Source organism: Tardiphaga sp. 768_D3_N2_1 (assembly GCF_052076105.1).
GTDB lineage: Bacteria > Pseudomonadota > Alphaproteobacteria > Rhizobiales > Xanthobacteraceae > Tardiphaga.
Genome location: NZ_CP197245.1, coordinates 5,487,407 through 5,501,139, shown reverse-complemented (window position 1 = coordinate 5,501,139; position 13,733 = coordinate 5,487,407). Strand labels below are relative to the sequence as shown.

The window sequence follows — 13,733 nt, the reverse complement described above, 5'->3', positions numbered from 1 at the left end:
CTCATTCTCCTTCGATGGGATCGATTTCGCCTCGACGCGCACGCTCGGCGGCCAGACGATGTTCTTTGGTATTCTTCGGCAAAGGCTTCTTGGCAGCTTTCGCAGCCTTGAGTTTCGGCTTCGGTGCGTAGCTCTTCTTGGGATCGCTGCGCTTGGCATGCGGCGCCGGCGGCGGCGCGAGACCCAGCTGCTGCTTCAAGTCACGCTCGGCCTGCTTGCCGCGGCGCATGGACTCGGCGATCAGTTCGTCGGTCAGCACCAGACTGGCATTGGAGATATCTTCCAGCGGCAACCGCGTGATGGGGTCCTCGCCGTCGCGGGCGCCTTCGCGCTCGATCAGAACGACATCACCCTCAATGGCGCCGAGCGTGCCACGGAAACGTTTGCGGCCACCGACGGCGACAGCCATCTCGATCTTAACCAGATAACCATTATAGCGCTCAAAATCGGAGCGTCGAACCAGCGGACGATCGATGCCGGGCGAGGAAATCTCAAGCCGATAGGCGCGCTGGATCGGATCGGCGACATCCATCACCGGCGACAGCGCGTGCGAGATCGCCTCGCAGTCCTCGACCAGCATGGTACCATCGGGCCGCTCTGCCATGATCTGCACGGTGCAGCCGAGCTCGCCGGAAATCTTGATCCGCACCAGCCGGTAACCCATGGCCTCGAGTACCGGCGTCGCCACAGCCGACACCCGCGCCGCAGCACCCGGCTCGATCACCAGGCGCGGCTCGGAAAGCAGCTCGGTATCAACGGTTTCTGGCTTCTGGTCGGTCATGTGAGGATCGAAATATTCCGGTTCGAGGATGTCTGAATGTGCGTGCAGCCTGTAGATCGTGTGTCGCGTCGGGCTTTCGGCCCTTCCTTGGCCCGGACGAGCCACGCCCGGAGATCACCGGCCAAGGTCCGTTCAGGTAATAAAAAAGAGCGGGTCCCGAGGGGCCCACTCTCAAACGCGATCGTATGAGAACCTAATAAGTTGTGGGCGATATAGCCGTTTTCCGGCGCCCCGGCAAGGCCGCAGTGGCTGCCTCGCAATATTTCTGCAACCCGCGGTAGCCTAATCCTGCGGACTAACCGTTCCTTCATCAACGCCATCTAGGGTGCGTCAGCCTTTCCGTAGGTGGTGTTGAGTATTTTTTGATGGCTGAGGCGAAATCGCTCATTCCGGGGCTGGAGAACATCGTCAGAGATGGCGATCCCAAGCGCCGCGGCGAGGCGGTGCGTAAGATTTCCGAGCTTTTCCTGCGGGGCGCATCCCGTTTTCAGCCGGCCCATGTCGATCTGTTCGACGGCGTTCTGACGAGTCTGGTTCCACAAACCGAGGTCGAAGCGCGCAGCGCGCTGGCTGAACGGCTGTCCGATCTCGTCAACGCACCTCCGCAACTGGTGGCCTTGCTCGTCCGCGATGACGAAATCCTGATCGCCGGGCCGCTGCTGCGCCGCTCACCGCTGATCGACGAGCCGACGCTGGTCGATATCGCCAAGGTCCAGGGCCAGTCCCATCTGCTGGCGATTTCCGATCGCTCGACACTGACGCCGCGTATTACTGACGTGATCGTCCGCCGCGGCGACCGGGACGTGATCCGTCGCGTGGCCGGCAATGCCGGTGCCGCGTTCTCGCAGCTCGGCTATACCGGTCTCATTCGCCGCGCCAGCGATGATGGCGTGCTCGCCGTCACGGTCGGGCAGCGCGACGATCTCGCGCCGGAACAACTCAAACACCTGTTGGCGCAGTCGGTCGAGGTGGTTCGCCGCCGGTTGTTCGATGCCGCTGCGCCCGAACTGCGCAACGCGATCAACCGGGCGATGCAGGACATTACCGGCACGCCGACGCATCTCGCCGCCACCCGCGATTTCGCCACCGCGCAGCGGGCCATTCGCAAGCTCCACCAGGCCGATGAGCTCGACGAAGGCGCGTTGCTGCGCTTTGCCCGCGCCCATCAATATGAGGAAACCGCCGCCGCCCTCGCCGCTCTGTCAGGCGTGCGGATCGGTACTATCGACCAGCTTCTCAAAGGCGACCGCGACGATCCGATGCTGATCCTCGGCAAATCGATCGGTATTTCCTGGGCCACCGTCCGCGCCCTGATGACGCTGCGTCTCGGCCCCGGCCGTTCGCCTGCCGCCGCCGATATCGAGGAAGCCCGGCAGAATTTCGAGCGCCTGGTGCCTGCCACGGCACAGCGCGTGCTGACCTTCTGGCAGACCCGCGAAACCGCCTCAGCGATCCCCCTGCCGCTCTGATCGACCCGGCTTCTCCGGGGCCGCCGTCCGGCGTTCCCGCTTGCGCCACTCCGCGACAAAACTCACGAAGGCCGCCAAGGCCGGCGGCGGTTGCCGGCGGCTTGGGTAATACAAAAACGGCCCGGGGAACGGCGGCAGCCAGTCTTCCAGAACGCTGACCAGCCGGCCGGCCGCGAGGTCGTCCCGCACATAGCCTTCGAAGGTGACGTAGAAGCCCAACCCGTCCCGCGCCGCGTCCAAGCCCAGCCGTGAATAGCTCGCCAGCAGCGGCCCCCTGGGTGGAACCCTGACCACCTCGCCGTCTTTTTCGAACTCCCATTCCGGAATCGAACCGTTGTCGAAACGCGTTCTGATGCAGCAATGCTGCAGCAATTGCTGCGGCGCAATAGGGCGCCCATGCTGCGCAATATATTGCGGGGAGGCCACCATCACGAAGCGCTGCGGTGGCCCAAGCGAAACCGCGATCATGTCCTGCGCCAGATCCTCGCCATAGCGAATGCCGGCGTCGAAGCCTTTGGCGACGATGTCGATCAAGGACGTTTCGGCAACGATCTCAATCTCAACCTGCTGATATTGCTGCAGAAATGGCGTCACCATCGGCGCCACGACGATATCGACGGCTGGTGCCGGACCGTTGATCCTCAACCGGCCAGACGGCACATCACCGAAATCACGGACTTGCTGCAACGCAGCATGAACGTCGCCCATGGCTGGAGTGATTTTGCGTTGCAGCAATTCCCCTGCCTCGGTCAGCGCTACGCTGCGCGTTGTGCGATGCAGCAAACGCACCCCGAGCCGTTCTTCCATGTCGCGCAGCCGCTGGCTCAGGCTGGACACCGACACATGGAGCTCCACCGCCGCCCGCCGGAAATTCCGGGTCCGGGCCACCGCCAGAAAGGCCGCCAGATCGCGTAAATCGAGATCGCTCATTGTTCGCCAAAGTGAACAAGCCTTTCGGGATTGTCCAGCTTATCGGCTCAATGCACCGGGCTCATATCGGGGCGGCAGCGGCATGGATCGGTAGGGATCGGTCCGGCCGTCTTCTGGGAGAACCACAGTGAAACATCTTCAACTCGGAAAGACCGGCCCCTCAGTGGGCGCCCTCGGCCTCGGCTGCATGGGCATGTCGGATGTCTACGGCCCCGCCGACCGCGGCGAGAGCATTGCCACCATCCACGCCGCGCTGGAGGCCGGCGTCACCCTGATCGATACCGGCGACTTCTACGCCATGGGCCATAACGAGCTCCTGATCGCCGAGGCCTTGCGCGGCCGCAGCCGCGACAACCTGCAGCTTTCGGTCAAATTTGGCGGCTTGCGCGACCCCGCCGGCGCCTTCATGGGCTTCGACAACCGCCCGATGGCGGTGAAGAATTTCGTGGCCTATTCGCTGGTGCGGCTTGGCGTCGAGGCCATCGACATCTACCGCCCGGCCCGTCTCGACCCCAACGTGCCGATCGAGGACACCGTCGGCGCCATCGCCGATCTGATCAAGGCTGGCTACGTCAAACATATCGGCCTGTCCGAAGTCGGCTCCGAGACCATCCGCCGTGCCCACAAGGTGCATCCCATCACCGACCTGCAGATCGAATATTCGCTGATCTCGCGCGGCATCGAGGACGACATCCTGCCGACCTGCCGGGAACTCGGCATCGGCATCACGGCTTACGGCGTGCTGTCGCGCGGCCTGATCGGCGGCCACTTCTCCAAGACCCACCTCAACGCCAGGGATTATCGCAGCCACAGCCCGCGCTTTAGCGCAGCAAACATCGATCAGAATCTGGCGCTGGTCGACAAAATCCGCGCCGTCGCCGACGACATCGGCGCCTCAGTCGCGCAGGTCGCTATCGCCTGGGTCGCCGCGCAGGGCCAGGACATCCTGCCCGTGGTCGGTGCCCGCCGACGCGATCGGCTGACGGAAGCGCTGGGTGCACTGGATGTGAAACTGACGCCTGCGCATCTTGAGGCGCTGGCGGAGGCAATCCCTGCCGACGCCGCCGCCGGTGGCCGTTATCCGGACGAGCATCTGGCGCATATGGACAGCGAGAAGAAGCGGGCGTGAGTGCAGCTTGGCTACCCTCTCTTACAGGAGGGTAGCTTAAACTACAGATACCCGCTCAAGTCCTTGATCGTCGGCGCGTCGCCGTTCAGCGGATTCCCCGGATCACGCCCGTAACGCAGCGTCTCGAAGCGCATGTTGCGGGCGTCGATCATCAGCAAGCGACCCACCAGGCCCTCACCAAAGCCAACAATCTCGCGAATCGCTTCCAACGCCATCATCGAACCCACTATGCCGGCCAGCGCGCCCATCACGCCGGCTTCCTGGCAGCTTGGTACAGTGCCTGGCGGAGGCGCTTCGGGAAACAGGCAGCGATAGGTCGGGTTCAATGCGCCCGCCGCATTGGTCTCATGCGCACGGATAGTGGTCAGCGACGCGTCGAAAGTGCCCAGCGCCGCCGAAATCAGTGGCTTCCTTGCGAGATAGCACGCGTCCGACAGCAGATAGCGCGTGGTGAAATTGTCGGAACCGTCGAGCACGATGTCATAGCCCGACAACAGCGCCATCGCATTCGCCGCATTGAGCCTGACGGCATGGCCGATAAATCTGACATGCGGATTGAGCGCATTGATCTTCGCAGCGGCGCTGTCGGTTTTCAGCGCGCCGATATCCGGCGTTGCGTGAATGACCTGCCGCTGCAGGTTCGACAGCGATACCGTGTCGTCATCAACCACACCGAGCGTGCCGATGCCCGCGGCCGCGAGATACATCAGCGCCGGTGCGCCGAGCCCGCCGGCGCCGATCACAAGCACTTTCGCGCCCTGCAGCGCGGTCTGGCCGGGACCGCCGACCTCGCGCAACACAATGTGACGCGCATAGCGCTCGAGTTCATCGGCATTCAGCATCGCAATATTCGCTCCAACTCCACCCTCATGGTGAGGAGCGCGCATCTTGCGCGCGTCTCGAACCATGAGATGAACAGCTCATCCTTCGAGACGGCGCTGAAGAAGCGCCTCCTCAGGATGAGGTTCGCAGACAATCATGAACCCATCCCGCGCTGTCACCGACCCAGCAGATGTGCTTAATTCCACTGAAATCAATCGCCAGCTTCAAGGCCCAGGGTTTGGACATGTCATGAGATCGATGCTTTCAGCAACATTGATGATCGTGACGGCCTCAGCAGCCCAGCAACAGGCTCATGCACAGATGCAGGCGACGCCACCCGCGGTGCAGGGCGTCAAACCGAAGCCGGTGACCACCACGCCGGTCCGTCCGGCGCTGCAGACCCCTGCCGACACCGCCAATGCCATGGCGCAGGCCGAGCGGCTGGGGATCCAGTCGGATCTGGCATGGACCGGGCAATATAACGGCGCCATCACCGGCGAGGTCTCGGATCGCATGGTCAATGCGATCAAGACCTTCCAGAAGGATAACGGCGCCAAGCAAACCGGCGTGCTGAATCCGCAGGAGCGCGACGTATTGCGCGCGGCAGCGAAGAAACTTCAGGACAATGTCGGCTGGAAAATGGTCACCGAACCGGTGACCGGCGCACGGCTTGGCATTCCCGGAAAGCTGGTGCCGCAGCAGACCACCGACATCAACGGCAGCAAGTGGTCGTCCTCCACCGGCACGATCCAGATCACGCTGGCGCGCCGCAAGGAGGACGCGCCCTCCACCGCGAAACTCGCCGAGGCCGAGCGCAAGGAGCCCGGCCGCAAGATCGACTATCAGGTGGTGAAGCCGGATTTCTTCGTTCTGTCCGGATTGCAGAACCAGAAGAAGTTCTACATCCGCGGCCAGTTCAAGGACTCCGAAGTCCGCATCCTCTCGATCTTCTATGATCAGGCCACCGAAGGCACGATGGAGCCGGTGGTGATTGCGATGTCGTCAGCCTTCAACGCATTTCCGACCGGCGCACAGGCGATGGGCCCGCCGCCACGCAAGAAGGTTGAATATGCGTCGGGGATCGTCGTGAGCGATGACGGCACCATCGTCACCGATCGTCAGGCCGTGGACGGCTGCATGTCAATCGTCGTCGCTGGTTACGGCAATGCCGACAAGCTGGCCGAGGACAAGGTGCGCGATCTCGCTCTGCTGCGTATCTATGGCACCCGCGAGCTGAAGCCGCTGTCGCTCGGCGCAGGCGCAACGAAACCCAATCTCGATCTCGTGGGAATCGCCGATCCGCAGAACCAGGGCGGCGGCGCAGCCGTCACCAGCTTGAAGGCATCCACCACGCCGGTTGGCACCGGTACAGAACTAGCGCTGTCGCCTGCCCCCGGCATCGGCTTTTCCGGCGCGGCAGCCATCGACAGCGACGGCAAATTCGCGGGCCTCGCGCAATTGAAGCCGCTGCTCGTTGCCGGCCCGCCCAATGCAGCCCCGCAGGCGGCACTGGTGCCCGCGGAACTCGTGCGGAATTTCGTGAAAGCGAATGACGTGAGCGCGAACGGCACCTCGACCGATGCCAGGGCTGCGATGGTGCGTGTGATCTGCGTGCGGAAGTAGCTGTCGGACTCAGACGCGTGCCGACGTTTGCTAGTCCACTTCCTCGTACATCGAATCCATCTGCGCCGCGAACGGCGTCGCACGCGGCGGCGGCGCTGCGGGCGCGCGGATAATCCGGCGTTCGAGTTGTTCGCGGTTCTGCTGCTCGACAAATTTCACTGCGAAGCCGCCTTCGAGATGACGCACAACGCGGCCGATGCAGGCACCGACCGCCAGCGGCGTTCCGACCTCCGGCTGTATATCGGCCGAGACCGCGGCGCCGGACACCGACATATCGATGACGAAACAGCTTTTCATCGATCCGTCGCCAAAGGTCAGCATGGAATGCGGGCTCGCGGGAATGATGCGGGCCTGCTTGCGCTCCTCGCGCACCATCGGGTCCTTCTGGAATTTCTCCAGCCAGGTGAGCTTGTCCGACAGCTTCTGGCGCATCGGCGGCGTCATGTTCAGTTCGAGCAGAAAGCTGCCCGAGATAGTGTCCGTGATGCGACCTTCGAGCTGACCGAAATCGCCGAAATAGGGCGTGATGCGATCGCCGATACGACCGACCACCGGCACATCGACAATCATCCGGAACGGCGAGACGCGGCTAGTCCGGCAAGCAAAGCTGCGCGGCCTGCCTTCGGAATCCAGCCAGTTCGACAGCGTATATTGCCCGCTGACGACAACATTGACGGCCCGCTGCTTGAGGAATTTTTCGACGGACACAGGTTCACCCTCTACGGTACATTCCCACCACCATAGAAAACCCAGCCACGCGAGCATTTCCGCCCGCCGTGGTTATTTCGTTACTTATATACCCCTTCAAGTTGAGGAAATATTACCTGCAAATCCCGGCTATTTGGCCATGGCAGCCGGCAGAAGCCTTGCCTTAGTCAGGGCTTTAGCCGGACACTCGCCCCTTGATGGCATTGGCGCGGGCACTGCAGGTGATCCGGCCCGTCGCATCCTCCGCAAGTCCCGCCCGGACACGCGATTTGAGCTGCGCGATTTCTCCAGGCGACATCACCGTCAAAGCCGCTTTCACAGACGGGCCCGCTGACGAGGCCGCCCAGAAGTCCTCGAAGTCGGTGAACACGCGAGTCACGTCGATCACGCGCGTTTCGACGTCGCGCAGGCCGGCAGAGGTCCATAACGGTTGCATCACGTCGAGGCGCGATGCGTCCACACTCGGCGGAAGCGATGGCATCTGACCCATTTTGCGGAGTTCGCCAAGAATCGGCTCCAGCGGAAAACCGCCGCCATCCATATCCCAGGCATAGGCGGCCACCGTGCCGCCGGGCGATACGACACGAACCATTTCCGACACGCCCCTGGCCGGCTCCGGCACGAAGAAGATCACCAGCGCCATCACGGCCACATCGAAGCTGCGATCCGGAAACGGCAGCGCCATCGCATCGCCCTGATGGAACGCGGCCATCGCCGCGCCCGGCCGCGTCCGCGCATAGGCAAGCTGAGGCTCTGAGGGGTCGATGCCGTCGATCTTTGCTGGCGCATGACGCTCGGCGATCAGCTGGGTGAACGCGCCATTGCCGCAGCCGACATCGACCCAGGCAAGCCCCGGCTTTGGCGCCATCCACTCCAGAAAGATCTCGCCCGCATTGCGGCTCCACACACCCATCATCCGCTCATAGGACGCGCCGTCGTTGAAACGGATGGAGGGGGAAGATGCGTCGGTCATGGGAGTCCTCAATAGGGTGTTGGCGGCAGATCATGGACGGAAATGCATCGCCTGCAACCTCTGCCTTCGTGGCGGGATCATGCGGTCGGCGCGAAAGCACGTATCGGCACGGTTGTTGCTTAGCTCAACGCAAGCGAATGGTTCGCGATGCCTTGGGGCGTCACGCGGTTGCGGAGGAGAGCGAGATGAAAGTCGGCGTATTCATTCCAATCGGGAACAATGGCTGGTTACTATCCGAAAATGCCCCGCAATACATGCCGACTTTTGACCTCAACAAGGAGGTCACGCTGAAGGCCGAACATTACGGGCTCGATTTCGTGCTCTCGATGATCAAGCTACGTGGCTTCGGCGGAAAAACCGAATTCTGGGATCACAATCTGGAATCCTTCACCCTGATGGCCGGACTGGCCGCGGTGACCAAACGCATCAAGTTATTCGCCACGGCCGCAACACTCGTGATGCCTCCCGCGATTGCAGCAAGGATGGCTGTGACCATCGATTCGATTTCGCATGGCCGCTTCGGCCTCAATCTCATCACCGGCTGGCAACGTCCTGAATATTCGCAGATGGGGCTCTGGCCGGGCGACGACTATTTCGCACGCCGCTACGAGTATCTCTCGGAATATGTCGAGATCCTCCGCGATCTCTGGCAGACCGGCGCCTCGGATCGCAAGGGCGAGTTCTTCCAGATGGAGGATTGCCGTGTCAGCCCGCGGCCGCAAGCCGACATGAAGATCATTTGCGCCGGCCAGAGCGGCGCCGGAATGGCCTTCTCCGCAAAATACGCCGACTACAATTTCTGCTTCGGCAAAGGCGTCAACACCCCGACCGATTTCGCTCCCGCCGCCGAACGGCTGATCGAAGCCACGCGGGAGAGCGGTCGGCACGTCACGACCTATGTCCTGTTCATGGTGATCGCGGCAGAGACCGACGAGGCCGCATTCGCCAAGTGGGAGCACTACAAGGCCGGCGTGGATCACGATGCCGTCGCCTGGCTGGGCGTGCAGGGCGCCGCCGATACCAAGTCCGGCAAGGATACGAATATTCGCCAGATGGCGGACCCGACGTCAGCGGTCAATATCAATATGGGGACCTTCGTAGGCTCCTTTGCAAATGTCGCCCGCATGCTCGACGACGTCGCCACCGTGCCGGGCACCGAGGGCGTCTTGCTCACCTTCGACGATTTCGTTCAGGGCGTCGAAGACTTCGGGCGGCATATCCAGCCGCTGATGACATCGCGCAAGGGTGTTGCAGAAGCTGCAGCAGCGGCATTGAAGGAGATGTAACCGCCGGCGTCGATTACCCGGCAATCGCTGCGAGGATTTGCTCCTTGCCGGATTCCCGGCGTGCAGCGTCCTGCGACATCACCCGGGGCAACATGGAATGGGTCTTCTGGGCGTCTGTGGCCAGACCATGGCGGGTGAGAAGCCCCTTACCAGCGTGGTAACGCACCAGAGCATCGGAATCGTCGAGCGCCACGATCAACGCGCGTGTCACAGCAGGCTCGTTAACATCGCCAAGTGCCTCGGCGGCACTCTGTCGCTGCAACGCATCTGGCGCAGATGCGAGAATATCGACGATAGCGTCTGACCAACGTCGATCCGGCCTGATCTGCAGCAAAGCCTTCGCCTGATGTATCAGCGCATAAGGCTGCCAATCATCGCCCGCCCCGTCTCTTGACGCGTGCTGCATCCGCCGTTCGGCTTCGAACAGAACCTGCAACTCGGCTTGCGCCTTCTCTGAGCGCAGCACACCCAGGCCAATCACGCTGCGCGCGTCAGGCAAACGCTGGAGCAGCATATCCTCGGCGCCTGCGCGTTCCTCGCCGACGAGTTGTGCAAGCGCCTCGAGGTCGAGGCCCTGACGCGCGGAGTCAGCATCCTCGAAGAAGCTGACGCGAAACCGTTCAAATAGATCCGATGTCAAACGCCGCCCTCCGTCTCGAAGCGGTCACGTCACCTCTGGCACTTCGGGCACCAAAAGGTCGACCGTCCGTTCTGCACGAAGCGCTTCACGATGCCCGAACAGCCATCTGTCTGGCACGGCTCGCCTTCGCGGTCGTAGACCTGAAACGAGTGCTGGAAGTAACCCAGCTCGCCATCGGTCTGGCGATGATCGCGCAGCGATGAACCGCCGGCCTTGATGGCCTGGTTCAGCACCTCGTGGATCGCAATGACCAGTCGTCTGGAGTGATCGGTTGGTTCACCTTTTTTGGTCGCCAGCGTCGCTGCCAGCCGCCGCGGCGACAAATGCGACCGAAACAGCGCCTCACAGACATAAATGTTGCCGAGGCCGGCGACGACGCGCTGATCGAGCAGCGCGGCCTTGAGACTGGTCTTCTTGCCCGCGGTCGCGCTGGCCAGCAGCGCGGCATCGAAAGCGTTGCCCAGCGGCTCCGGGCCGATGTCCTTCAGGAACGGCTCCTGATCGATCTCGCTGCGCGCAAAAATCCTCATGAAGCCGAAGCGACGGGGATCGTTGTAGATCACCGACGGGCCCGACGACATGTGAAACACCACGTGGTCATGCGCGCGTTCGTCGCTACGCGGATGATGGAAGGCGCCGGGCATCACGTTATTTTCATCGGAGACCACCCGGAACGAGCCGGACATGCCCAGATGCATCAGCAGCACGTCGCCGGAATCCAGATCCGCCAGCAGATATTTGGCGCGACGGCCGAGGCTGGTGATGACCCGGCCCTGCAACCTCCCGGCAAAATCCGGCTGAAACGGAAACCGCAGGTCCTTCCGGCGCAATTCCAGGCGGGTGATCCTGGACCCCTCCATGGCCGGCTGCAGGCCCCGGCGGACAGTCTCGACTTCGGGTAATTCAGGCATGATTCACGTCATTCACCTTGAGGTAGGGACGTGATAGCCCCATGCGCGCCGGCGCGCTATGGTCCGCCGCATTGAGGCTTTTGAGATGAAAACGATGGATCAGCCGGGCGAAACCACCCATTTCGGCTTCAGGGACGTCCCGGTGGGCGAAAAACAGACGCTGGTGAACGACGTGTTCCACAGCGTGGCCCAGCGCTACGACCTGATGAACGATCTGATGTCCGGCGGCATGCATCGCGTCTGGAAGGACGTGATGATCAACCAGCTCAACCCGCCGCGCTCGGACGCGCCGTTTGCGCTGCTGGACGTTGCCGGCGGTACCGGCGACATCTCGTTCCGCGCCGCCAGGGCGTCGGGCCTCGGCTTCTCGGCGACAGTTTGCGACATCAATACGGGGATGCTGGCAGTCGGCCGCGAGCGCGCCATCAAGCAGCATCTCGAACATCAGGTGTCCTTCATCGAGGGCAACGCGGAAGAGCTGCCATTCGCCGACAAGAGCTATGACGCCTATACGATCGCCTTCGGCATCCGCAACGTGCCGCGCATCGACCGCGCCCTCAGCGAAGCTTACCGCGTGTTGAAGCCCGGCAGCCGTTTTCTCTGTCTCGAATTCTCGACCGTCGACGTGCCCGGTCTCGACAAGATCTATGACCTGTTCTCGTTCAAGGTGATCCCGCCGCTTGGCAAGGCCGTCACCGGCGACTCTGAATCGTATCAGTATCTCGTGGAATCGATCCGCAAGTTTCCGAAGCCGCCCGTCTTCGCCGACATGATCCGCGATGCGGGCTTTTCGCGCGTGAAATACGAACTTCTCTCGGGCGGCATCGTCGCACTGCATTCGGGCTGGCGTTTGTGATCGCTGGTCTCTCTCATATGGCGCGGCTTGCCCGCGCCGGTTTCGTGTTTGCGCGCGAAGGCGTGTTCGGCGTCGTCGATCCGTCGCTGGTGCCACCGCCGGGGCAACTCGCGCTGCGCATGGCGCGGCTCATTGAGCGGCCTGGCGCAAAATCCGGCGCAAGGCTGTCGCGCGCGCTGACGCGGCTTGGACCTGCCTATCTCAAGCTCGGACAGTTTCTCGCGACCCGTCCCGACGTGGTCGGCGTTGCCATGGCGCGGGATCTTGAAAGCTTGCAGGACAGGCTGCCGCCATTCTCCCTGACCGAAGCCGAAGGCGTCGTCGCCGCTTCGCTGGAACGCCCTGTGGCGCAGCTCTATGCGAGCTTTAGCCCGCCGGTCGCCGCGGCCTCGATCGCGCAAGTGCATCGCGCCGAGATCGACAGGGACGGTGTCCGCAAGACGTACGCCGTGAAAGTGCTGCGCCCGAATGTCGCCGGGCAATTCCGCCGCGACCTCGGCGATTTCGCTTACGTCGCCCACAAGGCCGAAGAGCATTTTTCCGAAGCGCGGCGCCTGCGGCTGATCGAGATCATCACCACCATGTCGCGCTCGGTGGCCATGGAGATGGATCTCCGTCTCGAAGCCGCTGCGCTGTCCGAGATGGCGGAGAACACCCGCAACGATCCGGATTTCCGTGTCCCCGAAGTGGACTGGGATCGTACCTCGCACAATGTTCTGACGATGGAGTGGATCGACGGCATCGCGCTGAACGATCACAAGCGCCTGGAAGACTCCAACGTCGATCTGCCGGATCTCGGCCGCAAGGTGATCCAGAGCTTCCTGCGTCACGCGCTGCGTGACGGCTTTTTCCATGCCGACATGCATCCCGGAAATTTGTTTCTGGACAGCGACGGCCACCTCGTCGCCGTCGACTTCGGCATCATGGGCCGGCTTGGCCTGAAGGAACGGCGCTTTCTCGCGGAGATTCTGCTGGGCTTCATCACCCGTGACTATCGCCGCGTCGCCGAAGTTCACTTCGAGGCCGGCTATGTGCCGGGTCACCACTCCGTGGAGAATTTCGCACAGGCGATCCGCGCCATCGGCGAGCCGATCCACAATCGCACCGCCGAAGAAATCTCGATGGCCAAGCTGCTGACGCTGCTGCTCGAGGTCACCGGTCTGTTCGACATGCGCACGCGGCCGGAATTGATCCTGCTGCAGAAGACCATGGTCGTCGTCGAAGGCGTCGCACGAAGCTTCGATCCCAAGCTCGATATCTGGAAGGTCGCCGATCCCGTCGTGCGCGAATGGATCGAGCGTAATCTTGGCCCATTGGGCAAGATTCAGGGGGCGGTCTCCGGCGCCGGCGAACTCGGCAAGGTCGTCGGCAGCCTGCCGGCCATGGCAACGCGCGCGCTGACGGTGCTCGAACAGCTCGAGACCATGACCCGGGACGGCGTCAGGCTCGACGATGCGACCATCGCCGCCATCGCACGGGCACGGGCCAAGCAGCTGCGCTGGCGCACGGTGGGCGTCTGGGTGATCGCGTTGTCGTTTCTGGGACTACTGCTCTCGGTGCGCTAGGATTGATTGCAATGCCTGCATTTTGTGCTAGCATTGCAAT

General features: G+C 62.6%; 13 protein-coding genes. 6 read left to right on the top strand and 7 right to left on the bottom strand.

Going from position 1 to position 13,733, the window contains the following annotated elements; genetic code table 11:
- Nucleotide 1 precedes the first annotated feature (1 nt).
- Nucleotides 2-781 carry a ribosome maturation factor RimP gene (rimP, locus tag AB8A27_RS25890; RefSeq protein ID WP_441244345.1) on the bottom strand — a complete coding sequence of 260 codons (780 nt, stop codon included), beginning with the start codon at nucleotides 779-781 and terminating at the stop codon, nucleotides 2-4.
- A gap of 365 nt (nucleotides 782-1,146) precedes the next feature.
- On the opposite strand from rimP, the gene AB8A27_RS25885 reads away from it, so the two are divergent.
- Nucleotides 1,147-2,250, top strand: a complete 1,104-nt coding sequence (locus AB8A27_RS25885; RefSeq protein ID WP_441244344.1) for a DUF2336 domain-containing protein — start codon at nucleotides 1,147-1,149, stop codon at nucleotides 2,248-2,250.
- On the opposite strand, the gene AB8A27_RS25880 is transcribed toward AB8A27_RS25885, so the two are convergent.
- A complete protein-coding gene (locus AB8A27_RS25880) occupies nucleotides 2,227-3,180 on the bottom strand; it encodes a LysR family transcriptional regulator (RefSeq protein WP_441244343.1) in 954 nt (317 codons plus the stop codon). The two genes, AB8A27_RS25885 and AB8A27_RS25880, sit on opposite strands and share 24 nt — an antisense overlap.
- Nucleotides 3,181-3,307: 127 nt before the next feature.
- Between AB8A27_RS25880 and AB8A27_RS25875 the strand changes: the two genes are divergently transcribed.
- Nucleotides 3,308-4,309: an aldo/keto reductase gene (locus AB8A27_RS25875; protein ID WP_441244342.1), complete on the top strand. Its 1,002-nt coding sequence runs from the start codon at nucleotides 3,308-3,310 to the stop codon at nucleotides 4,307-4,309.
- 41 nt (nucleotides 4,310-4,350) lie between these two features.
- On the opposite strand, the gene AB8A27_RS25870 is transcribed toward AB8A27_RS25875, so the two are convergent.
- A complete protein-coding gene (locus AB8A27_RS25870; protein WP_441244341.1) occupies nucleotides 4,351-5,151 on the bottom strand; it encodes a HesA/MoeB/ThiF family protein in 801 nt (266 codons plus the stop codon).
- Nucleotides 5,152-5,380: 229 nt separating this feature from the next.
- Here AB8A27_RS25870 and AB8A27_RS25865 point away from each other — a divergent pair, with 229 nt between their 5' ends.
- Complete coding sequence (locus AB8A27_RS25865; RefSeq protein WP_441244340.1) at nucleotides 5,381-6,754, top strand: serine protease; 1,374 nt, start codon at nucleotides 5,381-5,383, stop codon at nucleotides 6,752-6,754.
- 30 nt (nucleotides 6,755-6,784) lie between these two features.
- On the opposite strand, the gene AB8A27_RS25860 is transcribed toward AB8A27_RS25865, so the two are convergent.
- Both AB8A27_RS25860 and AB8A27_RS25855 read right to left on the bottom strand, forming a co-directional pair.
- Entirely contained in the window at nucleotides 6,785-7,462 is a 678-nt protein-coding gene (locus AB8A27_RS25860) for a PilZ domain-containing protein (RefSeq protein ID WP_441244339.1), read from the bottom strand.
- 175 nt (nucleotides 7,463-7,637) lie between these two features.
- Nucleotides 7,638-8,435 (bottom strand): class I SAM-dependent methyltransferase, encoded by a 798-nt coding sequence (locus AB8A27_RS25855; RefSeq protein ID WP_441244338.1) that lies wholly within the window; start codon nucleotides 8,433-8,435, stop codon nucleotides 7,638-7,640.
- A gap of 185 nt (nucleotides 8,436-8,620) precedes the next feature.
- Here AB8A27_RS25855 and rutA point away from each other — a divergent pair, with 185 nt between their 5' ends.
- Nucleotides 8,621-9,721, top strand: coding sequence for a pyrimidine utilization protein A (gene rutA, locus AB8A27_RS25850; RefSeq protein WP_441244337.1), 1,101 nt, complete (start codon nucleotides 8,621-8,623; stop codon nucleotides 9,719-9,721).
- A 13-nt stretch (nucleotides 9,722-9,734) separates the two neighbouring features.
- On the opposite strand, the gene AB8A27_RS25845 is transcribed toward rutA, so the two are convergent.
- Nucleotides 9,735-10,361, bottom strand: a complete 627-nt coding sequence (locus AB8A27_RS25845) for a HEAT repeat domain-containing protein (RefSeq protein WP_441244336.1) — start codon at nucleotides 10,359-10,361, stop codon at nucleotides 9,735-9,737.
- Nucleotides 10,362-10,390: 29 nt separating this feature from the next.
- Nucleotides 10,391-11,272 carry a bifunctional DNA-formamidopyrimidine glycosylase/DNA-(apurinic or apyrimidinic site) lyase gene (gene mutM, locus AB8A27_RS25840; protein ID WP_441244335.1) on the bottom strand — a complete coding sequence of 294 codons (882 nt, stop codon included), beginning with the start codon at nucleotides 11,270-11,272 and terminating at the stop codon, nucleotides 10,391-10,393.
- Between the two features lie 94 nt (nucleotides 11,273-11,366).
- Here mutM and ubiE point away from each other — a divergent pair, with 94 nt between their 5' ends.
- Together ubiE and ubiB are read left to right on the top strand one after the other, a co-directional pair.
- Nucleotides 11,367-12,128: a bifunctional demethylmenaquinone methyltransferase/2-methoxy-6-polyprenyl-1,4-benzoquinol methylase UbiE gene (ubiE, locus tag AB8A27_RS25835; protein ID WP_441245029.1), complete on the top strand. Its 762-nt coding sequence runs from the start codon at nucleotides 11,367-11,369 to the stop codon at nucleotides 12,126-12,128.
- A 17-nt stretch (nucleotides 12,129-12,145) separates the two neighbouring features.
- Nucleotides 12,146-13,693 carry a 2-polyprenylphenol 6-hydroxylase gene (gene ubiB, locus AB8A27_RS25830; protein ID WP_441245028.1) on the top strand — a complete coding sequence of 516 codons (1,548 nt, stop codon included), beginning with the start codon at nucleotides 12,146-12,148 and terminating at the stop codon, nucleotides 13,691-13,693.
- The last annotated feature ends 40 nt before the right edge of the window (nucleotides 13,694-13,733 follow it).

What these genes read in the sequence shown, in the direction of transcription:
- rutA (WP_441244337.1), top strand. Translation starts at nt 8,621, where the DNA reads ATGAAAGTCGGCGTATTCATTCCAATCGGGAACAATGGCTGGTTACTA.
- AB8A27_RS25885 (WP_441244344.1), top strand. Translation starts at nt 1,147, where the DNA reads ATGGCTGAGGCGAAATCGCTCATTCCGGGGCTGGAGAACATCGTCAGA.
- AB8A27_RS25855 (WP_441244338.1), bottom strand. Translation starts at nt 8,435, where the DNA reads ATGACCGACGCATCTTCCCCCTCCATCCGTTTCAACGACGGCGCGTCC.
- AB8A27_RS25865 (WP_441244340.1), top strand. Translation starts at nt 5,381, where the DNA reads ATGAGATCGATGCTTTCAGCAACATTGATGATCGTGACGGCCTCAGCA.
- rimP (WP_441244345.1), bottom strand. Translation starts at nt 781, where the DNA reads ATGACCGACCAGAAGCCAGAAACCGTTGATACCGAGCTGCTTTCCGAG.
- mutM (WP_441244335.1), bottom strand. Translation starts at nt 11,272, where the DNA reads ATGCCTGAATTACCCGAAGTCGAGACTGTCCGCCGGGGCCTGCAGCCG.
- AB8A27_RS25870 (WP_441244341.1), bottom strand. Translation starts at nt 5,151, where the DNA reads ATGCTGAATGCCGATGAACTCGAGCGCTATGCGCGTCACATTGTGTTG.
- ubiE (WP_441245029.1), top strand. Translation starts at nt 11,367, where the DNA reads ATGGATCAGCCGGGCGAAACCACCCATTTCGGCTTCAGGGACGTCCCG.
- ubiB (WP_441245028.1), top strand. Translation starts at nt 12,146, where the DNA reads ATGGCGCGGCTTGCCCGCGCCGGTTTCGTGTTTGCGCGCGAAGGCGTG.
- AB8A27_RS25880 (WP_441244343.1), bottom strand. Translation starts at nt 3,180, where the DNA reads ATGAGCGATCTCGATTTACGCGATCTGGCGGCCTTTCTGGCGGTGGCC.